This is a genomic window from Nonomuraea sp. NPDC059023 (genome assembly GCF_042740095.1).
GTDB lineage: Bacteria > Actinomycetota > Actinomycetes > Streptosporangiales > Streptosporangiaceae > Nonomuraea.
Genome location: NZ_JBHYIO010000029.1, coordinates 85,305 through 104,467, shown reverse-complemented (window position 1 = coordinate 104,467; position 19,163 = coordinate 85,305). Strand labels below are relative to the sequence as shown.

At 68.5% G+C, this 19,163-nt stretch carries 19 protein-coding genes and 1 riboswitch; of the genes, 8 read left to right on the top strand and 11 right to left on the bottom strand.

The annotated features are described in order from the left end of the window. Positions 1–214: 214 nt before the first annotated feature. From ACFWYW_RS39240 to ACFWYW_RS39230, 3 genes are all read right to left on the bottom strand, one after another. Positions 215–1,078: an SAM-dependent methyltransferase gene (locus ACFWYW_RS39240; RefSeq protein ID WP_379616263.1), complete on the bottom strand. Its 864-nt coding sequence runs from the start codon at positions 1,076–1,078 to the stop codon at positions 215–217. Continuing rightward, positions 1,075–2,727: an FAD-dependent monooxygenase gene (locus tag ACFWYW_RS39235; protein WP_379616265.1), complete on the bottom strand. Its 1,653-nt coding sequence runs from the start codon at positions 2,725–2,727 to the stop codon at positions 1,075–1,077. Before ACFWYW_RS39235 ends, ACFWYW_RS39240 begins: the two co-directional genes overlap by 4 nt. Positions 2,728–2,810: 83 nt before the next feature. After that, a complete protein-coding gene (locus tag ACFWYW_RS39230) occupies positions 2,811–3,419 on the bottom strand; it encodes a TetR/AcrR family transcriptional regulator (protein ID WP_379616267.1) in 609 nt (202 codons plus the stop codon). 95 nt (positions 3,420–3,514) lie between these two features. Here ACFWYW_RS39230 and ACFWYW_RS39225 point away from each other — a divergent pair, with 95 nt between their 5' ends. The 4 genes from ACFWYW_RS39225 (at position 3,515) to ACFWYW_RS39210 (ending at position 6,297) form a co-directional block, all read left to right on the top strand. Next, on the top strand, positions 3,515–3,883 hold the full coding sequence (locus tag ACFWYW_RS39225; protein ID WP_379616269.1) for a DoxX family protein: 369 nt from the start codon (positions 3,515–3,517) through the stop codon (positions 3,881–3,883). A 110-nt stretch (positions 3,884–3,993) separates the two neighbouring features. Continuing rightward, positions 3,994–4,260, top strand: coding sequence for a hypothetical protein (locus ACFWYW_RS39220; RefSeq protein ID WP_379616271.1), 267 nt, complete (start codon positions 3,994–3,996; stop codon positions 4,258–4,260). Between the two features lie 65 nt (positions 4,261–4,325). Further along, the gene (locus tag ACFWYW_RS39215) at positions 4,326–5,486 is read left to right on the top strand and encodes a DUF418 domain-containing protein (protein ID WP_379616273.1); all 1,161 of its coding nucleotides are present in this window, start codon (positions 4,326–4,328) and stop codon (positions 5,484–5,486) included. 226 nt (positions 5,487–5,712) lie between these two features. Continuing rightward, positions 5,713–6,297: a GyrI-like domain-containing protein gene (locus ACFWYW_RS39210; RefSeq protein ID WP_379616275.1), complete on the top strand. Its 585-nt coding sequence runs from the start codon at positions 5,713–5,715 to the stop codon at positions 6,295–6,297. A 115-nt stretch (positions 6,298–6,412) separates the two neighbouring features. Here the strand turns inward: ACFWYW_RS39210 and ACFWYW_RS39205 are convergent, their stop codons facing one another. The 4 genes from ACFWYW_RS39205 to ACFWYW_RS39190 form a co-directional block, all read right to left on the bottom strand. Next, entirely contained in the window at positions 6,413–7,615 is a 1,203-nt protein-coding gene (locus ACFWYW_RS39205; protein ID WP_379616277.1) for a cytochrome P450, read from the bottom strand. 247 nt (positions 7,616–7,862) lie between these two features. Continuing rightward, positions 7,863–8,402, bottom strand: coding sequence for a TetR/AcrR family transcriptional regulator (locus tag ACFWYW_RS39200; protein ID WP_379616279.1), 540 nt, complete (start codon positions 8,400–8,402; stop codon positions 7,863–7,865). Between the two features lie 325 nt (positions 8,403–8,727). Further along, positions 8,728–9,642, bottom strand: coding sequence for a D-alanyl-D-alanine carboxypeptidase family protein (locus tag ACFWYW_RS39195; RefSeq protein ID WP_379616281.1), 915 nt, complete (start codon positions 9,640–9,642; stop codon positions 8,728–8,730). Positions 9,643–9,654: 12 nt separating this feature from the next. Then, positions 9,655–9,798, bottom strand: a riboswitch (cyclic di-AMP (ydaO/yuaA leader). Between the two features lie 142 nt (positions 9,799–9,940). Then, positions 9,941–10,552, bottom strand: a complete 612-nt coding sequence (locus tag ACFWYW_RS39190; protein ID WP_379616283.1) for a TetR/AcrR family transcriptional regulator — start codon at positions 10,550–10,552, stop codon at positions 9,941–9,943. Between the two features lie 104 nt (positions 10,553–10,656). Between ACFWYW_RS39190 and ACFWYW_RS39185 the strand changes: the two genes are divergently transcribed. Together ACFWYW_RS39185 and ACFWYW_RS39180 are read left to right on the top strand one after the other, a co-directional pair. Further along, the gene (locus ACFWYW_RS39185) at positions 10,657–12,180 is read left to right on the top strand and encodes a tannase/feruloyl esterase family alpha/beta hydrolase (protein ID WP_379616454.1); all 1,524 of its coding nucleotides are present in this window, start codon (positions 10,657–10,659) and stop codon (positions 12,178–12,180) included. 169 nt (positions 12,181–12,349) lie between these two features. Continuing rightward, positions 12,350–12,700, top strand: a complete 351-nt coding sequence (locus ACFWYW_RS39180; protein ID WP_379616285.1) for a hypothetical protein — start codon at positions 12,350–12,352, stop codon at positions 12,698–12,700. 18 nt (positions 12,701–12,718) lie between these two features. On the opposite strand, the gene ACFWYW_RS39175 is transcribed toward ACFWYW_RS39180, so the two are convergent. Beyond that, positions 12,719–13,693, bottom strand: coding sequence for an SMP-30/gluconolactonase/LRE family protein (locus ACFWYW_RS39175; RefSeq protein WP_379616287.1), 975 nt, complete (start codon positions 13,691–13,693; stop codon positions 12,719–12,721). A 105-nt stretch (positions 13,694–13,798) separates the two neighbouring features. Here ACFWYW_RS39175 and ACFWYW_RS39170 point away from each other — a divergent pair, with 105 nt between their 5' ends. Then, entirely contained in the window at positions 13,799–14,242 is a 444-nt protein-coding gene (locus ACFWYW_RS39170) for a MarR family winged helix-turn-helix transcriptional regulator (RefSeq protein ID WP_379616289.1), read from the top strand. Positions 14,243–14,305: 63 nt separating this feature from the next. On the opposite strand, the gene ACFWYW_RS39165 is transcribed toward ACFWYW_RS39170, so the two are convergent. Continuing rightward, complete coding sequence (locus ACFWYW_RS39165; protein ID WP_379616291.1) at positions 14,306–15,496, bottom strand: hypothetical protein; 1,191 nt, start codon at positions 15,494–15,496, stop codon at positions 14,306–14,308. A gap of 270 nt (positions 15,497–15,766) precedes the next feature. Between ACFWYW_RS39165 and ACFWYW_RS39160 the strand changes: the two genes are divergently transcribed. After that, positions 15,767–16,102: a hypothetical protein gene (locus tag ACFWYW_RS39160; RefSeq protein ID WP_379616293.1), complete on the top strand. Its 336-nt coding sequence runs from the start codon at positions 15,767–15,769 to the stop codon at positions 16,100–16,102. Positions 16,103–16,394: 292 nt separating this feature from the next. On the opposite strand, the gene ACFWYW_RS39155 is transcribed toward ACFWYW_RS39160, so the two are convergent. Together ACFWYW_RS39155 and ACFWYW_RS39150 are read right to left on the bottom strand one after the other, a co-directional pair. Next, the gene (locus tag ACFWYW_RS39155) at positions 16,395–17,885 is read right to left on the bottom strand and encodes a hypothetical protein (RefSeq protein ID WP_379616294.1); all 1,491 of its coding nucleotides are present in this window, start codon (positions 17,883–17,885) and stop codon (positions 16,395–16,397) included. A gap of 247 nt (positions 17,886–18,132) precedes the next feature. Next, positions 18,133–19,041, bottom strand: a complete 909-nt coding sequence (locus ACFWYW_RS39150) for a hypothetical protein (RefSeq protein ID WP_379616296.1) — start codon at positions 19,039–19,041, stop codon at positions 18,133–18,135. Positions 19,042–19,163 lie beyond the last annotated feature (122 nt).

The window sequence follows — 19,163 nt, the reverse complement described above, 5'->3', positions numbered from 1 at the left end:
GGACGGCCACCAGCCGCGGGGCCGCCGCGGCGGCCCCCGGGTCGAAGCGCCACGACCGCGAAGGACGGGCCCAGCGGGAACGGCCCGCAGAACGCCACCACCAGCATCGCCTCCCCGGCCGTCACCGACATGATCCCGAACGCGGCGGTTGGTGTTGAGGCAAGGGTCGGACTCGGTCTCGATGGCTGGCCTGTCGAGGTCCTCTTTAGCGACGTTACGGGAGGTGTGCCGTGGCCAGCCAGCCGCGGCCGGCGTCGGCGCGGGCGGGATCGAACGCGGGTGGAATCGGGCGTTCGCAGGCCGCCGCGGCCTCGGCGATGTCGGTCACGGTGGGTTGCCAGCCGCGGCGGGTAAGCCAGGCATTGAGGTTCTCGGTGGGGCCGCCGCGCCACAGGTCGACGAGCTCGGCGGAGATGTCCGCGCGGGCGCCGCGGAGCAGTTCGGAGTCTTTCATGTGGTCCAGGGCGAGCATGCTTGCCGGGGCGGAGAGGGTGGTGATCTGGTCGAGGAGCAGGTCGGCGGCTTCGGGCGGGAGCGCGTACAGGATGCCCTCGGCCAGCCAGGCGGCCGGCCGCCGCGGATCGAAGCCGGACTCCGTCAGCGCGCGCGGCCAATCCTGGCGCAGGTCGGTGGCCACCTCGACGCGATGGCACGCGGCGGTCGCGCCGCGGCCGTCGAGTACGGCTGCCTTGAATGCGAGTACGTCGGCGAAGTCCAGCTCGAAGACCTTGGTGCCGGGCGGCCAGGTGAGCCGGAACGCGCGGGTATCCATGCCGCACGCCAGCAGGACCACCTGCTCGCATCCTCGTCCGGCGGCATCCAGTAGCGCGCGATCGAGGAACTGGGTGCGAATGGCGACCTGCTCGGCCATGATCTGCAGGAAACGTGCGGTCGCCGGAGAAGGCCCGGCGGCCCAAGGGGTGTACGCCGGATCGACGGCCTGGAGGAAGTGCTGCGCGTAGGGGTCGTCGAACAGCCGGTCCGGTCGGCTGCTTTCCTGGGCGCGCAGGAGTGCCACGCCCAAGGCGGTCGCGCCGATTCCGGCCAGGCTTTTAGGGGCGGTCGGTTCTTGTGTCACGGGGTGTCCAGCTCCTCGTCTTGTCGGCAGGCGGCGCCCAGGGCGCGGAAGTAGTCGTTCACGGGTGTGAGGTCGACGTTGTCGCCGCGGAAGCCGACGTACTTGTCCGGGCGGATCAGGTACAGGCTGGGCCGGCGCACGCCGTAACGGTTGTGCGCCTCGCTGCGCAGGTCGGCGAAGACTCCGTCCAGGGGGTCGTGCGGCAGGTGGCCGCGGGTGATGACATGGACCTCGCCGTGCCCGGCCATCGCCTCGCGTGCGGGGGCCTGCCAGGCGGCCAGGGTGGCGGAGTCCGTCTCGTTTGCCGCGAACAAGATGAGGTGGTGGTCCGGCGTCCGCAGGATGTGGCGGAGCGCCACCGGTCCCTCATGGTTCTCGACGTAGGCGTCTCGTACCAGCTCGCCGGCTTCGGGTCCGGTGCCGGCGACGTCGCTCCACGCTCTGGCTGGTGATTCGTGCCAGCGTTCGAAGACGAGGGGGCTGTCGCGGTAGTGGACGAGGTGTTCGCCGAAGGCGTTAGACAGCCGTTGCTGCACGGGATTGAGCCGGCCGAACAGGCGCAGCGCGTGCCGCCTGGCCCTGCGGGCGACCAGCGTGCTGCCGGTGGCGATCTTCGTGGTGGCCGAGGTCGCCTCGACCACGGCCTTGATCACGGGCCGGCGTTCGGCCTGATAGCTGTCCAGCAGGGACTCCTCGGCGCGCCCGGCGACGACGAGCGCGAGTTTCCAGCCCAGGTTGTAGGCGTCCTGCATGCCCGTGTTCATGCCCTGACCGCCCACCGGGCTGTGGCTGTGCGCGGCGTCGCCGGCCAGGAGGATCCGGCCCTGGCGAAGCCGGTCGGCCAGGCTCTCGCGGGCCACGAACGACGAACTCCACTGCAGATCGTGTACGCGGGGGTCCAGGGGTGTGCGTTCGGCGACGTAGGCGGCGAAGTCGTCCAGTCCTGGAGTTGGTGGCGGCTGGTCGTCCGGCGTGCTGGCCAGGATGCGCCAGTAGCCCCCGATCATGGGGAAGACGGCCACGAGGCCGGACCTGTCAAAGTAGACATGGAAGCGGTCGCGCGTGAGCGGCCAGTCCACGGCGACGTCGCCCAGGATGAACCCCCGCTTCAGGTCGGCCGTCTGCCGGGTGATTCCCGCCGTCTCACGTACGGTGCTGTGGGCGCCGTCGGCGCCGATCAGCCACCCGGTTTCGCACTGTTCGCCGCGTCCGTCCTCGTGAGTGAGTTCCACGCCGACGCACTTTTCGCCGGCCCGCAGCCCGACCAGACGGGTGCCCCATTCGACGGTGACCCCTAGCTCCTGCGCGCGCTCGCGCAGCAGCGCGACCGTCTGCCACTGCGGGATGCACAGGTCCAGCGGGAACGGGGAGTCGACGGCTGTCACGTCCATCTCGGCCAGAGCCGTCGTACCCTGGTAGAAGTTCAGCGTGTGCAGGGGAACGCCTCGTTCGATGGCGGCCTGGGCCAGCCCGAGATCGTCCAGCATCTCCAGCGATCTGGCCACGATCGACACCGCCCGGCTCTCCCGGTGGTCGGCGCGCCCGGCGTCGATGATCCGTGGGATCACTCCCCGCCGTGCCAGGTCGATGGCCAGCACCAGGCCGGTCGGCCCCGCGCCGACGATGAGAACGTCCGCTTTCGTGGTCACAAACCCACCCTCTTAGAACGAATGATCGTTCTTTTTAGAAGAGCACGATTGCGCGGTGACCGTCAAGAGCGAATATTCGTTCTCTATTGAACGGCTTGCGCGGGCGCCGACATCAGGGCTCGCATGCCGTTCCTGAAGGCCACCGAATCCGCGTAGCCGTACACCGCGCGGCGCACCAGGAACCCGTCGACCAGAGCCATCAGCACATCGGCCACGTGCTCGGCAGGGACGTCAGCGGGAAGCAGCCCGCTCTGCTGATGCCGCGCCACGAGGCCGCCGACCACACCGCGGGCCTCCGCCATGACCTCCTTCAGCTTCGTGCCCAGCGACGGCGATCGCAGCGCCTCCGACCAGACCTGAACCAGCAACTGGGCCGACTCCTGCGATCCGGACAGCGGCGGGCGCTCGACCCCCAGCACCAGATCGACGATGTTGTCCAGATCCGGCGGCCGCGCGCCGTCGTCCGCCTCGAACGCCGACGCGACCTCGGCCAGAGCCTCGGCCGCGGTCGCCGCGATGATGTCATCCTTGCTCTTGAAATAGCGATAGACGGCCCCGGCCGACAACTCGGCCTCGGTCAGCACGTCCTGCATGGACGTGGCATGGAAGCCGTTGCGGATGAAGCAGTGCCGGGCGGCGTCCAGGATCTGGCGGCGGCGGGCTTCGAGGTGCTCCTTGGGCATGCGTGCCATGGGGTCCAACGTAGAACGAACGTTCGCCCTTGACAAACTCGCTCTTCCAAGAATAGAGAAGGAACGTTCGCTTTTTTTCTATGAAAGGTTGTGCCATGTCGTTTGCCGCCAACACCTTGAGCGCGCTGGTCGCTCTCGTCTTCCTGCTTGCCGGTGCACAAAAGGTCCGGCTCCAGCCTTCGGTGACAGCCAACCTGGTGAGACTAGGGGTCGGCCCGACGATGACCCGATCGATCGGCACCCTGGAAATCGCCGGCGCGCTCGGGCTCGCCGCCGGCCTCTGGTTCAAGCCGCTCGCCGTCGCGGCTGCGGCCGGTCTCACGCTGCTGTTGATCGGCGCCGTGGGATTCCACCTCCGCGCCCGCGACTTCGCGCACCGGCGCCACCGCTCCCACGCCGTGGCGCCCGTGGTACTGGCCGTGGTCACCACAACAACCATGGCCTTGTTGCTCACGACTTCATGAGCGAAGAGCGCGGTGACAGCGCCTGTGCCCGCTGTGATCCTTCTCCCATCCACTTGACTGTAGCGGCACTACAAAAACATTCTTGTAGTCGGACTACAAAATGAGGTGCGATGGACAGACGCGAAAGCAGCAAGGTGTGCGCCCTAGTCGCCGCAGGCAAGGAGGTGCTTTCCGCGCCGGCGAGGCTCCGGTTCGGCGGCGACGGGTTCGCCGTGACCGTCACCTCGGGCGCCGCCGCACTGCCCGTCCGCGACCTGCCCGCACTACCACCCGGCGTCCGGCACATCGAACACCTGGTGAACCAGGTCGCGTCCCTGACCGAACTCGCCATCGGCAGGTTCGATCTCCCCCTAGACGATGTAAGAGAAGGCCGTTGACGCCCACCAGCCTGCCGGTCCGGCCATTCGCGCGAGTGCCGGCTCCCGACCTCGCCAGAGGAGCCATGCTCCTGCTCATCGCCATCGCCAACACCCCCTGGTACCTGTGGGGCAGGCAACTACGCCCCAGCACCATCCATCCGCCGGGCGGCTCGACGCTGGATCGGGGTGTCCAGGTGGCGAGCATCGTCGCGGTGGATTTCCGCGTCTACCCGATGTTCGCCTTCCTTTTCGGGTACGGCATGGTGCAGCTCCTGACCCGTCAGCAGGCGGCCGGGCAGGATCGGCTGAGCGTGCTGGCACAGTTGCGACGCCGCGGCTTGTGGCTCCTGGTGTTCGGGTTCGCCCATGCCGCGTTGTTGTGGCAGGGCGACATCCTGGGCGCATACGGCCTGGCAGGCATCCTTCTCGCCAGGCTCTTCCTCCACCGCGCCGACCGCACGCTTCTGACCTGGGCGGTGATCGGCGCCGCGCTGCTGGTACTGGCGACCGCCGCCGCAATCGCGGCGGCATACGCGGCACCCGTGGCGCCTGAGATCATCACGTACCTGCCCCTCGGCGCCGCCCCGGCCGGTCAGAGCGACCCGTTCGCCGCAGTCGCGGACCGTCTTGCCTTCTGGCCGGTCGTCACCCTCGGCCAGGGACTCTTCGCTCTGGCCCTGCCCATCTCCATGGTGCTCGGCTTCTGGGCCGCCCGGCTACGGATTCTGGAAGAGCCGGGCCGGCACCTTCCGTTGCTCCGGCGGGTCGCGGTCATCGGCGTGGCAACGGGCTTGCTGGGCGGACTCCCCCACGCCGCGGCGGTCATGGGATGGCTGACGGTCCCGCACGGGTCGATGTTCGTCTTCGAGGTCACCCAGATGACCACAGGACTTCCCGCCGGGCTCGGGTACGCGGCGCTCTTCGGCTTGCTCGGGCACCGGATCACCGGGCGGAGTCCTGGGCTGGTCGCCACAGTCGTCACCGCTGTTGGGAAGCGATCGCTGTCCGCCTATCTCGCCCAGTCGCTCCTCTGCGCTCCCGTGCTCGCCGCATGGGGTCTCGGCCTCGGTGCCCACCTGCACAGTGCCGCCATGGCCGGCTACGCCGTAGGCGTATGGCTGATCACGGCAGCGGGAGCGTGGGCCCTGGAGCGGCGCAAGCTCCCAGGGCCAGCCGAGATCGTACTGCGCCGGCTCACCGCCCCCCGAACCTCGGCGCCTGGGAAACCCGGAACCTCCCGGTGACCGAGCAGTACGCCGCCCGCGGACGGCTGGACTCTCCCACATGGGGAGGCTCCACGCTGGGGGCATGGACGAGGAGCTGTTGCCGATCGGGTCTCACCGTCAGCGCGCGGGCGCTGCTGTCCTGGCGCGCTGAGCGTCGCTCTCTTGTCGGCGAGTTCGATCCGCGAGGTGCAGGTGTCCGACCCGGCAACCACCCCGTCCGACTGATGATTCCTTTGGAGGAGCTATGACACCGCAATTGGTCCACCGCGACCCCGTCACCTGCCTCAACGTCACCGGCATGGGCGAGCCCGGCGGCGCCGAGCACGTCTCGGCCATCGGCGCCCTGTACGCCGTGGCCTCCGTCATGGGCGGCCCCGCAGGCCCGCTGGAGGGCCGTTGGTGGGTGGAGGACACCTCTCGGCCGCCACTGGAGGTGCCGCGCGATCAGTGGCGGTGGCACCTGCTGCTGCCGCTGCCCGACGTACCCAAGCCGGGGGTGGCCGAAGCGGCCCGTGAGCAGGCACGCGCATCCGGCGCAGCCGTCGACCGCGTCCAGGTTGTCACCTTCGCCGAGGGCGAGTGCGTGGAGCTGCTCCACGAAGGGCCCTACAGCGAAGAGAAGGCGTCACTCGACGTGATGGACGCCTACATGGACGAGCACGGTCTGGTGCGCAACGGCCTGCACCACGAGATCTACCTGACCGATTTCACCGACCCTGAGCCCAGGACGATGCTCAGGCAGCCGGTGGCACGCCCTCCAAAGGGTCAGCACCGCCAGTATGGCCAGGTCCACTGTCCGGTCAACCCCGTGGCGCAACACGTGACCTGATCAACGCTCCTGATCTTGATGTCCTCTGGCACGGGAGTGAGGTCTTGCTGCGGAGCGGGGCTCAGATACTCCTGGACCCATCGGACACGGGCCATGGCCTCAGGGTTATGTCCTGCTACCAGGTGACCGGGAGTTCGTGGACACCGTAGACGACGGCGTCGGTCTTGAAGGCAATCTCCTCTGTCGGTACGGCCAGCCGCAGCGTGGGGATGCGGCGGAACAGCGTGTCGAAGACGATCTGCAGTTCCATCCGGGCCAGGTTCTGGCCGAGACACTGGTGGGGACCGAATCCGAAGGCGAGGTGGTGGCGGGCGCCGCGCTCGATGTCCAGTTTGGCCGGGTCCTTGAATGCCACCGGGTCCCATCCGGCCGACAGGGTCGAGACGACGACGCCCTCGCCGGCCTTGATGCTCACTCCGCCGATCCGCACGTCCTCGGTGGCCACCCGGGCGGTGACCCCGTCGACGATGCTGAAATAGCGCAGCAGCTCCTCCACGGCTGTGGGTGTCTTGTCCGGATCGGCGGTGATCAGGGCTAGTTGCTCCGGATGGGTGAGCAGTGCGAGCACGCCGAGCGAGATCATGTTCGCGGTGGTCTCGTGTCCGGCGGTCAGCAGCAGGAAGGCCAGGCTGACCAGGCTCGTGTGGTCGACGGCGCCGCCTTCCTGGCGTTGCCGGGCGATCTGCCGGCTGAGCAGGTCGTCGCCGGGTTCGGACTCTTTGCGGGTGACCAGGTCGTCGAAGTAGGCACGCAGGTCGGCGAAGGCTTGCGGGCGGTCTTCCAGCGCGGTCGCGCTCACCATCGCGGCGGTGCGGTTCTGGAAGAAGTCATGGTCGGTGTAGGGGACGCCGAGCAGTTCGCAGATCACCAGGGACGGCACCGGCAGGGACAGCGCCTGGACCAGGTCGATCGGGTGCCGGTCGGCGGTGAGCATGTTGTCGATGAAGTGGTCGACGATGTCCTGGATGTGCGGGCGCAGCGCGGCCAGTCGTTTCGCGGTGAACTCGCTGATCACCGGGCGGCGGGCCGCGGAGTGTTCTGCGCCGTCCATGCCGAGCATCACCGGCGGCTGGATGCGCACCATTTGCAGGGTCGCCGCGTCGAGGGCGTAGAGCGGGTAGCCGTCGGTACGCCGATCGGCGGAGAAGCGGGGGTTGGCGAGAACGGCACGGGCCGCCTCCTGACCGGCCACCCACCACGCCTCGCCGCCACTGGTCAGGCGGACCTTGCTGATCGGGCCTTGTTCGCGCAGCCGTTCGTAGGCGGCCGGCGGGGCGAACGGGCACCCACGCTCAACCGGCACAGCGCTGTTCGTCATAAGGACCTCCTGGCTAACTATTTGGCTGAGCATGTTCGGGGACAGCCGGCGTTCATCGCAGGGGGGAGGGGGGTGATGCGGGCCACCTTGTCGGCGCCGACGATCGGCCGCGGCGAGGTCCCTGGACGTCCCTGGTCATGTCCATGGTGACCAGCAGGAGGCTCGGTAAAGGGCTTGGTCGCCATCATGCGGTCCTTCCGGGGTGTGTGGCTGGCCCCGGCCGGTACGGCTCATGCGAGCAGTGGGATCAGTTCTCCGGTTCGATCAGTGCGTTCAGCCGGTTCCGCAGGGCTTTCGCGACCGGCGTGGGCAAAGGGGTGCCGCTCATGGCCTGTTGCAGCCACAGCCCGTCGACGGCCAGCCGAGCCAGGAGCAGGTCGATGTCGTGGGGTTCGGCCGAGGTGGGCAGCGGGGCCCAGCGGCGGATGAGCTCGTTCCACACCGTGGCGAGGTCGGGAACGGAGGCCGACTCGAGCATGAACGCCAGGTCCGCCTTGCCCGACTGGCTGTCCGCGCCCACCCGCACATAGGCCGCCACGACCTCTCGCACCGACGCCTCCGCCGGCGGTTTGCCCAGCTCGGCGGCGAGCCACGTCTCCCAGGCGTCGGTCAGTTGCTTCTGGATCGCCAGCAGCAGCTCGTGCCGCGTCCGGAAGTGGTACATCAGCCCGCCCTTGGTGACGCCCGCCTCCTCGGCCGCCGACTCCAGCGTCAGGCCGGTGATGCCGTCGCGTTCCGCCACGCGGATCGCGGCGTTCAGGATCTGGTTCCGCTGGCTTGGTCGCACCCCGTAACTCTACCGTCCAGAAGGCACAGTTATGGGGACATGCCCGAGTCGCCGTGCGCGTGCTCGGAGCACCCATGTCTCTCATGGGACTGGGGGAATCGGGTTGGTGAACATGAACGTCCCTTCGCCATTCTGCGTGGCACACCCGGCGGGAAGGCAGCTCGCCTCGAATGAGGAAACTATACCATCCAGAAGGTATAGTAACTCATCGCTGGGGTCCGTGCCGGGGCGCGAGCTCCGGAAGTTCACGAGGGCCCGTCGGCGGCGACGCTCAGCGCGGCGTGTACGGCAATGCCGTCGGAGCCGACCGTGTTGACGGGCCTGGTCAGGGTTGTCCGCCGACCGCCCAGTCGAGCAGCCTCTGAGCGGTCTGGAAGCGGCGGGTGGAGCTGGTCTCCCCGAGAATGACGCCGGCCAGTTGCCGGCCTTCACGGTCCGCGGCGAAGGAGAGCGTGTAGCCGGCGGCCCGGGTGTAGCCGGTCTTCAGACCAACGGCGCCCGGCTTGCCGAGGAGCCGATTCGTATTCCGCCAGGAGTAGGCGCGGTGCTCCGCCGTCGCGGCCACCGAGCGATACCGGCTGGAGGCGACCTTCTTGAGCGCCTGGACGCCCAGCGCGGCCTGGGCCAGCCGCGCCTGGTCGCGTGCGGTGGAGTAGCCGCCTCCGTTGGTGGGCATCCCGTCGGCGTTGACGTAGCGCGTGTCCCGCATACCGAGCTCGCGAGCAGTGAGGTTCATCTTCGCGGTGAACGCGTCGACGCCCGGACCGTACACGCGGGCGAGCGTGTGGGCGGCGTCCGCGCCGGAAGGCAGCATCAGGGCGTACAGCAGGTTCTCCACGGTCAGCCGGTCTCCGGCGCGCAGGCCGGCCACCGAGGCACCGCCCTTCGAGGCGTAGCGAACATCCCCAGAGGTGACCTTGAGGACGTCACCCGGCTTGGCCTCCTTCAGCACGGTGTAGGCGGTCATCACCTTGGTGAGGCTGGCCACGGGCATCCGAAGATCGGCCTTCTTGCTGAAGTAGACCTTGCCGGTCTTGGTGTCGATCACGTGAGCCGCACGGCCGAGCACCGTGGGGGCGTGCGCCGCGACGTCTTGAACGTGGGAGCGGGACTCCGGCGAGTCGTCGGGCCCGACCGGAGGGGTGGCCCGCGCGGCGGTGGCGCAGGCGGTCATGGCAACGGCGGTGGCGGCGAGGCCGAGCAGCGCGCGGTTCAGCCGGTTCTTGAGATCGGTGGGCATGAAGGACTTTGCTCCTTGCTTCCATGCCGCCTACCGGGTTAGCTGACGGGTTCGGGCTGGGAAGTGCCCTACGGTCGCGGCTGAGCGAGCGTCCGATTCACCCCGATGAAGATTGGGTCCCCGGCTCCGTGGAAACGGATTCGGCGGCCGGACGTCGTCCTGCGGATTCCCCAGGAGACGCACGGTCCGGGCAATGAAACGGCAACGAACCCGTCTAGGGCCCGTCACGCAATGCCCGAGACCCTACCAAAAAGTACATATCGTGCAAACAGTACATTTCCGGCTGCGGTTGGAGGACTCACGACGGGCGGGACAGACCAAGCACGATCAGGTCGAACAGCTCCTGGAACGCCTCCGCGTTCGTCCGGCCGAGATGCTCGAGCACCTCGGGATCCTGCAGCCGGTCCAGGGCGGCGTAGATCACCTCCGCCACGAGGCGCGCGTCCGTTTCGCGGAACGCACCGCTGTCTATGCCCTCCTGGATGAGCGCGGCGGCGATGGACGTGGCGAACCGGTAGTGCTCCTCGAACAGCCGGCGGATTCCCGGCTGCCCGGCGACATCGACCGAGAACGCCCGAGCCGCGCGGGTCAGCGCCGTGCTCGCCGCGGACATGTAGGCGTGGACTCGCCCGAGCGGCTCGTCCATCGCCCTCGCCTGGGCCATCGCCTGACGGCCGACGCGCTGCAGAAGCCGGTCGACGACGAGCGCGACGAGTTCGTCCTTGCTGGGCGCCAGCTCGTAGAGGGTACGCCGCGAGCAGTGCAGCCGGGCGGCGAGCTCCTGAATCGTCAGCCGGCGAAAACCCTCCCGAAGGAAGATCTCCTCCAGCTCGGCGAGCACGTTCTCCTGCCGGCTGGTGAAGGAACGCCCGAGCGAGAGGGCGACGGGCGGTCGAGGATATCCGGTCATGCCTGCACTTTCAGGGTACTGTCTAGGGTACCAGGTACTCGAAGATAGTACCCTCTGTGTGTGGAGGCGGAATGCGCCGACCCAGCCGAACCCACGTGAGCATCATGTCGTGCCTGCCGCTGGCCGCCGCGCTCGTCGCGGTCAGCGATCCCGTACGGGCGGACGCCGACCGATGCGCGGCCCTGATGAACGCGACCGTGACCGACACGACGATCACGCGAGCCAGGACGGTGACCGCGACGACATCGGTACCGGAGCACTGCCTGGTCGACGCCTATGTCACCACGCCAGGTGACGCGACGGTGCCCAGCAACCAGGTGAACTTCCGCTTGGGCCTGCCGACCGCGTGGAACTCGGACTTCTACTTCCAGGGTGTGGGCGGGCTCGCCGGGCACATCGTTCCGTTCGACGAGGGACTGAGACGCGGCTACGCCTCGGCCGCCACCGACACCGGACATCAAGGCGCGAGCCCGTTAGGCCACCCCGAACTCGACGGCAGGTGGGCGCTCGGCAACCGGCCCAAGCAGATCGACTACGCCTACCGGGGCGTCCACGTCAGCACGGTCGCGGCCAAGGCGATCACCGCGATCCACTACGGGCGCGACACGCGCAAGGCCATCTTCAACGGGTGCTCCAACGGGGGACGGCAAGGCCTCATGGAGGTCCAGCGCTACCCCGCGGACTATGACGGGGTGATCGCCGAAGGCCCGGCGTTCGCCGCGGGCGACACGTTCCTGCGCTGGATCTCGCAGGCACAGGCACAACTGGCCACATCCGGGTCCTGGCTGTCGCCCGAGACGCTGCCGATCCTCTCGGCGGAATCGCTGAAGCGGGGCGATGCCCGGGACGGGCTGACCGACGGCCTGGTCGCCGATCCGCGCAAGGCGGCCGTCAACCCCGGCCGGCTCGTCGGCCCCGGCAAGCTGACCCGGGCCCAGGCCGCCGCCGCACGGACCATCTATCGCGGACCCGGGCCGCTCCGGGGACATCCCGCCGGACACGAGGAGATGTGGCGTTCCTACATCACCGGCTCGGCGGCCCCTCAGATGGGACCCGACGGCAAGCTCGTCTTCCCTTTCAGCCTGGCCGCACCGTTGTCGTACACGTTCACCAACGAGTTCCTGCGGTACTTCCTGTTCGGCGATCCGAGCTATGACCTCACCAGGTTCGACCTCGCCAAAGATCGGCGGGCCGTCGAGCGGCTACGCGCGCTGCTCGACGCGACCGACCCCGACCTCACGGCCTACGAGGCCCGGGGCGGCAAGCTGCTCATGGTGCACGGCTGGTCCGACCCCGCCCTGAGCGGTGCGGCCCCGGTCGCCTACCACAAGGAGGTCGTCGCCGAGATGGGCGCGGCGCGTACCGCCGGCTTCTTCCGCCTGTTCATGGCGCCGGGGATGGGGCATTGCGCGGGCGGGCCAGGACCGAACACGTTCGACGCGCTCACGGCGATGGAACAGTGGATCAACCGGGGCACGGCGCCCACCTCCATCATCGCGACCAACCCGACGAGCGGCCGCAGCCGGCCCCTGTGCCCGCACCCTGCCGTCGCGCGCTACAAGGGCTCGGGCAGCATCGAGGACGCCGCGAACTTCACCTGCGGATCCCCGCCACGGGCCTCCGTGTAGCCGAGCGGCATCGCCTGCGGCTCGCAGGTGCGCACGCCAGCGCGAGGGCACGACCCACCACCTTCGCTTCAAGGTCATTTACACGGACGGTATCGACGTGAGAGCGTTCAGTGATGAAAGGGCTGGTGTTCAGCCCATCATGTGCCCGCCTTCCGAAAGGTCGTCTGTCGTGCGTCTGCGCCAGAGCGCTGTTGCCCTCGCCGGAGTACTCGCCCTCTCAACCATCACCGCCGGTCCCGCCGGCGCCGCCACCGGCCAGTTCCAGTACACCTTCGTCGGCTTGGACGGGACACCCCAGAGGGCGGTGCTCGACGATCCGCGGGGCGGCGAGTGCATCACCCTGCCCGAGGTCGCCGATCCCGGCGCGAGCGAGCCCGCGCATTCGCCACGCAACCGGACCGACGCCGCCGCCACGGTATTCACCGAGCCCGGTTGCGAGGGTGACTACTTCACCCTGCGGCCGTACACGGGCAGGGGCTCGGAGAGGTTGAAGCTGCGTTCAGTGGTGTTCTCCCGCTGAGTGCAACCACAGGTTCCGTCAGAGACCGTGAACCGAGGCGATGGTGAAGGGGCGTTGTGGCACGCCAGGTCCGAGTGGGCCGCCCTTGTCGAACTGGGATCGGACCACGTGGAGGCTGCCGCGCAGCCGTACCAGAGTCGTGGGAAGTTGAAGGGCGGCATCGGCCACCCGGCGCTCCATCCGCGCCTGCGTGCCGTCCTCCCGCAGCCGCCATCTGCTGATGGCGTTGCTGACGTTGTGCACGACCCAGAGCGTGCCCGACCGCAACTCCAGGCCGTCGGCGTGCGTCATGTCGGCGCCTTTCAACGAGACCCTGCGGATGGCACCTGTTGCAGGGTCGAGCCGGTAGAGGTCGCCACCGGTCATGTCGGCGGTCAGCAGGTATCGGCCTGTGGGGTCCGCGGCGATGCCGTTGAGCGTGTAGGCGTTCGGCGCGTGCGGGTCAAGGACCCCGCTCAGGTCGAAGTGCGGACGCAGAGCCGATGGCCGCTCCCCCGCGTCGTCCACCTGCTCGCGGGTGACGCGGTAGACGACGGCACGCACGCTGTCGGTGAGATAGGCCGTGCCGTCCCGGGTTATCGCCAGATCGTTGACGAACCTGCCGCCCGTGCCGGACACCTCGAAGCGGGCCAGTAGCGCGCGGCTCCGCGTGTCGTAGACCATCACCCCTGAGGTCGAGTCGATGACCCACAGCCGGCCGAACCGGTCGACCTCCAGGCCGTTGGCGGTACGGCGGCCGTCGGCGCCGGCGGGTATGAACGTTCGCGCCACCCGTCGCCCGGGCGTCATCTGGAAGATCGTCCCGTCCGCGAAGGACCCGGCGTAGAGGTGTCCCGTGCGGGGATCGGCGGTGATGCCCTCCGGATAGACGGACCGGCCGGGCAACTCGTAGGCCGCGGCGATGCGTACCTTCGGCGCGAGGGCTTCCGCGGGCGCCGCGGAACCCAGGAAGGCGACCGCCGCCGCGGCGAGCATGATGCTGGTGGCTCTCACAGGCCATCTCCTTGCTAGAGATCTACCTTCAATTAGAGCTCTAACCATAATTAGAGCTCTAATGAGAGTCAATGTTCTCATCATGCCGCCCCTAGCATGGGGCCCATGACCTCCATGCCCGTCTCCGACCGCCTGGGCTCCTACCTGAAGCGGGCCGAGCAGGAGCTCAACGGAGCCAAGCACGCCGCGCTGAAACCCGTTGGGCTGACCGTGCCGCAGTACGCCGCTCTGTTGTTCCTGTCCGAGAGTCCCGGCATGTCGGCCGCGGCCCTGGCGAGAGCGTGTGCCGTAACGCCTCCCACGATGAACACCGTGCTGAAGAACCTGCAGGACAACGGCCTCATCCTGCGTACGCCACACCCGTGGCACAAGAACATCCTCGAGACCCGGCTCACCGACAAGGGGCAAGACGTGCTGGCCCAGGCTGACGCACGGGCCATCCGCGTCGAGCGCGGCCTGGCGGATCAGTTCACGGAGGCGGAAAGGGAAACGCTGACGGCCCTCCTGGAGCGGTGTATCGGCTTCCTGCAATCCGCGCGCACGATGTAGTGGCCCGGTCGGCTGCCCGCTTGGCCGTGGGTTGGTGACCCGCGCACCGCACGGGCTGGGGTGTCATGAGGTCCGCGTGAGCTCTTTCACCACGGTTTCGGCGATGGCGCGGCTGTAGCGGATGACGCCGGGCGAGCGTCCCAGACAGGCTCCGGTGGCGGTGGTTTCCAGGCAGAGGGAGATCGGGTCGTAGTCCGGGTGGAACTTGGCCAGCCCGCCCATGAGCTTGGGGTTGGTGCACAGGTCGTGGCGGCGTTCCTCGTCGTTGCAGATCATCCAGGCCAGCCACTCATAGCGGCCGTTCGGTTTCTGCTCGAAGGGGTGTACGGCCCAGCTCACCTGCCTGCCGGCGTCCGCGGTCACGCCGCCGGTGCGGTCGGCCACCTGCTGGTAGATCTGCTCGTTCAGCCTCTGCGCGCGCCCGGGGTCGTCCCTGTCCGGTCCCTGCAGGACCCAGACGACCTTTGGGGGTACGGCGGAGCCTGCGATGACCTCGGCCACCCGGGTGGCGCAGTCCTTCGAGCTCGTCCAGAACTGCAGGACGACCAGCCGGGGGCGAGCCTGCTTCAGCAGCCGGGGCAGGTCCTTCAGGATGTCGCAGGGCTGGGCGTTCTTTGTGGTCACGGTGGTCACCGCGCCCTTGCCTGTGGCGTGGATGAAGTAGGTGAGCGCGGCCGCGGTCTCGGTGGCGATCGAGTCGCCGGCGTACAGGACGGCGGCAGCGCCGGAGGCCGGGTCAGGCGGGTTGCGTAATTGGGCGTCGGTGGGCGGGTCCAGGACCGACACCGGGTTGGGGGCCGGAGTGGCGGCCCGGGTGAGGGTGGGCGACGGAACGTTCGGGTCGATGTCCCCGCCGGCTCGCAGGATCAGCCAACCGACCACCAGGGCCAGGAACATGGCCGTGACCAGCGCTCTACGCTCGATGACGCGTCGGGCCGCGGTGTGATCCGGATCGGGTGCCTCGACGCTCGCGGCGGCGATGGCGCGCCGTACCGCGAGCCAGTCGGCCAGCGTGTCGCCGGCGCCGCAGGCCCGGACGAACGCGGCCAGCAGATGCTCGGCGGGCAGGCGGCCCTGATCAAGCGCGGAGGCGATGCTGGTGCGCGGCAGGGAGTCTCCGGCGGCGGCCGCGCGCTTCTCCAGTTGCCGGTAGCTCAGCCCTGACCAGGCCTTCAGGCGCAACATCGCCAACGCGAACTCGGCCGGCGTGGCCGCATCGTCCGGGCCGGGTGGAGTGTGCGTCCCCACAGTCACGGGAGCATTGTGCCAAGTGCCGCGCGGCCCCGACAGCATGGTCCGCGCTCTCGCGTGAGCTCCGGGCCATCTCTCTTGGTCTGGCCGATGGCGGCGGCTTCCCGGCCCACGCCGTGAAGCTATGGCAGGCCGTTCAGAGCACAGGGGTGTCCTGGACTGTCCCGACCACCGCGACCACTCGTTTTGCCCTCTGCGGCGGTGCTTGGCTGGCCATCACGCACCCCCTCAACGTGTGGGGACATCACTCTCGGAGGAGCAATGCGCACATCAATGCTCATCGTTGCCGGCGCCATAGCCGCGCCCCTGCTGGCCACAGGTCCCGGCATCGCACACGCCGCATCTGCCGCCCCGGCCGCGTCCCACGCGGCCATCCTCTTCCCGCTGCACCGGACCGCCAACGTCCCGCGGTGTATTGCCGCATGGTCAAGCCACAGCGCCTTGTCGAGATCGATCCACGTCAAGAACAACTGCGGCCGCGCGTACAAGATCAAGATCGACTGGAGGGGTGTTTCCGACAGCGGCTGCTGGCACCTGTCCCGGGGAGAACAAGAAAAGAGTTCCAAGTCCAAGTTCCTCGCCACGTCTGCGTTGGTCAAGCGCTGTTGATCAGCTTCCCCACCTCATCGCCGCCTCCAGTGGCTGGCTATGGTGCGCATCCACCTGGCCAGCCACGGCGACGGCCCAGCCGTGCGGACGCCGGCCGCGCTCGCAGCCTCGGCGCCGAGCCCGACTCACTGGCGGCGGCGACCCGCGCTGGTCCGCCGAGCAGATGGATCGCCGCCACGGTCCCCTCCGTGGTACTCGTCCAGCCGGCGGTCGTGGGCCGCTCCGGCGCCGAGCTTCGACCTGCCGTCGTCCATGAAGGCCGTCGAGGCCCTTCGAAACGGGCGTCTCCATGTCAGAGGAGGAATGGATCCACCCGCCACGCGTAGTGCTCGGGCAGGTGGAAGTCGGCCAAAGGGATCACTTGGCTGGTAGGGGATGTGCTGCGCGACGTGACCTGTCCCAGCCGCTTCTGGCACAGCGCGGTCGGGGGCTGCTGGAAGGCGATGGTGGTGTAGCCCTGTTTGCGCAGCTCGAAGCAGAGCGCCTTGATCACTCGGTCGGACAGTTGCGAATGGTGGCGGAGTTCGACCAGGTGGATGTAGCGGAGCTCGCAGGTGTCGGGGGTGGGATGGCCGAGAACGGCGCCGATGATGCCGAACAGTTCACGCCGGTGGTCCTGATCGAGGACCAGCAGCAGGCGCTGCTTGCCGGCGCCGGTGTCCTGGAAGATCTTTCGGCGTAGCTCTTCGACGCTGTGCGCGCCGGTCAGCTCGGTCACCAGCGGTTCGTCGTAGTCCTCGTAGTCGCGGACGCGATCGGCCCAGCGCAGGTGGAGGTCCAGGTACTCCTCGTGTACGCACGGCATCATCCACCAGTGCCTACGGGTGCAGCCGGGGTCCCAGTGGTAGGCGTAGTGGATGAGCGAGGCGGCGAGGTCGGGGTGGGCGCCGGCCCAGACATCGTCGAAGACGTAACAGGCCCGGTAGCCGATGGAGTCCGTGTGCAGGGCCATCTGCGCGAGATGCTCGCCGACCTGGATGAGGGTCTGCTCGGGCCGGCGACCCTCGTTGAGGGTAAGGGCGCTCAGGTCTTCGAGCGCCGCCTGGTGGGCCTGATCGTGCGGCTCTGGGAAGTCTCTGGCGTCGCCCGCGAAACGGTTGAGGCGTTCAAGGGCAGGTGCGATGCCGTTTTCGTCCGGGGCTACCAAGGCTCTGAGGTCGAGGAGGTGGCCGGGCCAGACGTCCCGATCGTCAACGGGCCGGCGCAGTGCCGCGCCGAACTCAGGCAGCCGCACACCGGGGAAGACGTAAGTCCGATCCCAGCCCATGGTGTCATGCCTGGCCTCCAGGGATGTGAACAGGACGTAGGTGGCGCCAACATCGCCGGCTGCCGGAGTGGCAAGCTCCACGCAGGGGAAGGGCGCGACGAACGGTACCGGGCCCGGAGCGGCGGCGTCAGGCAACGGCCAGGACGGGTGGAGGGGGTAGGCCCACCGGTCCGGCCGCTCATCGACGTGGGTGTCGTCGACGAAGTAGAACGCCTCCTCCAGAATCATGCCCATGCTGCTGATGCGGATGCTGTGGGCGTCGATGTGCAGTTCGCTGTCGGCCCACAGCTGCATCCGAATCCGGCGGCGTAGTTCGATGATGTCCTCGGGAGGGGCGTCGCCGCATTCCCTCAGCCGTTCCAACTTGTGGGGTGCGTCGTTCAGGTCCGCATGTGCGAGCTCGAGGCCATTCGGCTCCCATAAGCGACGAAACCACTCAAAGACCGTTATGCCGGGCACATGCTGGACTCTCTTGCACAGCGGCCCGGCTTCCCAGTCGCGATGAACGAAGTACATCAGGCTCCATCGGGTCGTCGACGGCGGACATGCGGACCAGTTCGGCTGGTCGGCGGGCGCCTCGCCGAGCAGCGGCCGTCCAGGGCCGGCGGGTCTTTGCCCACCTCGATCGCCTCCTAGATTGCCAGCCACACTCGAACCGAGCTGATCGTTGATCCTCTCAGCCCTCAAGGGGCCAGAAGTCGAAGGTGAACGCCTCGAGTTCCTCGCGGTGGTGGGCGCGCCCGGCTTCCACGAGCTCAAGGGCTCACCTCCTCTCCGTCCAGGATTCGTAGGCGTTGTCGCCAGGGAGTACCCAGACCGCCGCATCGGGCCGCTCGATCTCCTTCAGCAGTTTCACCGCGCCCGTCTTCGGCCGGACCTGGTGGACCGCCACTCCCGTCGCGGTCTTCGATCGCACGACCAGCCGCCCCGCTCGGTCGAAGTCGATGTCGTCGACGTACTGCCCGCGCGGCAGTTTCACACTCACCACGGCACCCGCGCGGCCCGTGCCCAGGTTCAGCATGCGTACCTTGCGGTACTTGCTCCCCTTGCCGACCAGGACGGCAGAGGTGGTGTAATCCCCCGCCAGCGCGCTCGGCGCCAGCCGCGTCTTCAGCCGCAGGCGGGACCGCAGCGCCCGGTCGAACACGACCACGCGCTCCCCGCCCAGCAGCATCCGCTTGCTGTCCGGGCTGAACCCGGCCAGGCCCCACACGTCGGTCTTCCCCGGCAGCCACATGGCCTTGCGCTTGCGCAGGTCCGCGAAGACGCCCAGGCCTGGTCCCGAGGTTCCGGTGACCACATAGCTGCCGTCATAGGACACGAACGGCCACTCCTCACCGATGGCGTACGCCATGATGTCCTTGGCGACCACCCGCTCCTTGCCGCGCACGGTCCGCTCCACGAACAGGCCGTCCTTCTTCCGGTAGTAGAAGATGTGCCGCCCGTCCCCGCTGATCAGGAACGGCGCGCGGGACCCCTCGTTGACCGCGTCCTTGGGCGCTACGGCGAGCGCCTCCGGCACCTCCACCACGTTCCCACTGGTCAGCACCACTTCCCAGGTCTGCGTCCACTGCGCGTAGGCGATGGTGACCGGTGTTTCAGCGGCAGCGGGCTGGGCGGTCGCCGTTAATCCGGTGAGGGTAAGCGCCGCGAGTGACGTACGAAATCGCATGGTTCATGAGATGCCGGCAGCGCGGGAGAAGTTGCGTACGCGGACCAGATCCTGAAGACGCGCCAACCACGAAGGGCGCCCTTCCAGAGATGGCCGAGGGCTCCGCGCGCGACGGTCAGGCC

Bases quoted from the DNA above. Each gene is read 5' to 3' on its own strand.
- ACFWYW_RS39230 (WP_379616267.1), bottom strand. From the start codon at position 3,419: ATGGCACGCATGCCCAAGGAGCACCTCGAAGCCCGCCGCCGCCAGATC.
- ACFWYW_RS39225 (WP_379616269.1), top strand. From the start codon at position 3,515: ATGTCGTTTGCCGCCAACACCTTGAGCGCGCTGGTCGCTCTCGTCTTC.
- ACFWYW_RS39220 (WP_379616271.1), top strand. From the start codon at position 3,994: ATGGACAGACGCGAAAGCAGCAAGGTGTGCGCCCTAGTCGCCGCAGGC.
- ACFWYW_RS39215 (WP_379616273.1), top strand. From the start codon at position 4,326: ATGCTCCTGCTCATCGCCATCGCCAACACCCCCTGGTACCTGTGGGGC.
- ACFWYW_RS39210 (WP_379616275.1), top strand. From the start codon at position 5,713: ATGACACCGCAATTGGTCCACCGCGACCCCGTCACCTGCCTCAACGTC.
- ACFWYW_RS39205 (WP_379616277.1), bottom strand. From the start codon at position 7,615: ATGACGAACAGCGCTGTGCCGGTTGAGCGTGGGTGCCCGTTCGCCCCG.
- ACFWYW_RS39195 (WP_379616281.1), bottom strand. From the start codon at position 9,642: ATGCCCACCGATCTCAAGAACCGGCTGAACCGCGCGCTGCTCGGCCTC.
- ACFWYW_RS39190 (WP_379616283.1), bottom strand. From the start codon at position 10,552: ATGACCGGATATCCTCGACCGCCCGTCGCCCTCTCGCTCGGGCGTTCC.
- ACFWYW_RS39185 (WP_379616454.1), top strand. From the start codon at position 10,657: ATGTCGTGCCTGCCGCTGGCCGCCGCGCTCGTCGCGGTCAGCGATCCC.
- ACFWYW_RS39170 (WP_379616289.1), top strand. From the start codon at position 13,799: ATGACCTCCATGCCCGTCTCCGACCGCCTGGGCTCCTACCTGAAGCGG.
- ACFWYW_RS39160 (WP_379616293.1), top strand. From the start codon at position 15,767: ATGCTCATCGTTGCCGGCGCCATAGCCGCGCCCCTGCTGGCCACAGGT.
- ACFWYW_RS39155 (WP_379616294.1), bottom strand. From the start codon at position 17,885: ATGTACTTCGTTCATCGCGACTGGGAAGCCGGGCCGCTGTGCAAGAGA.
- ACFWYW_RS39150 (WP_379616296.1), bottom strand. From the start codon at position 19,041: ATGCGATTTCGTACGTCACTCGCGGCGCTTACCCTCACCGGATTAACG.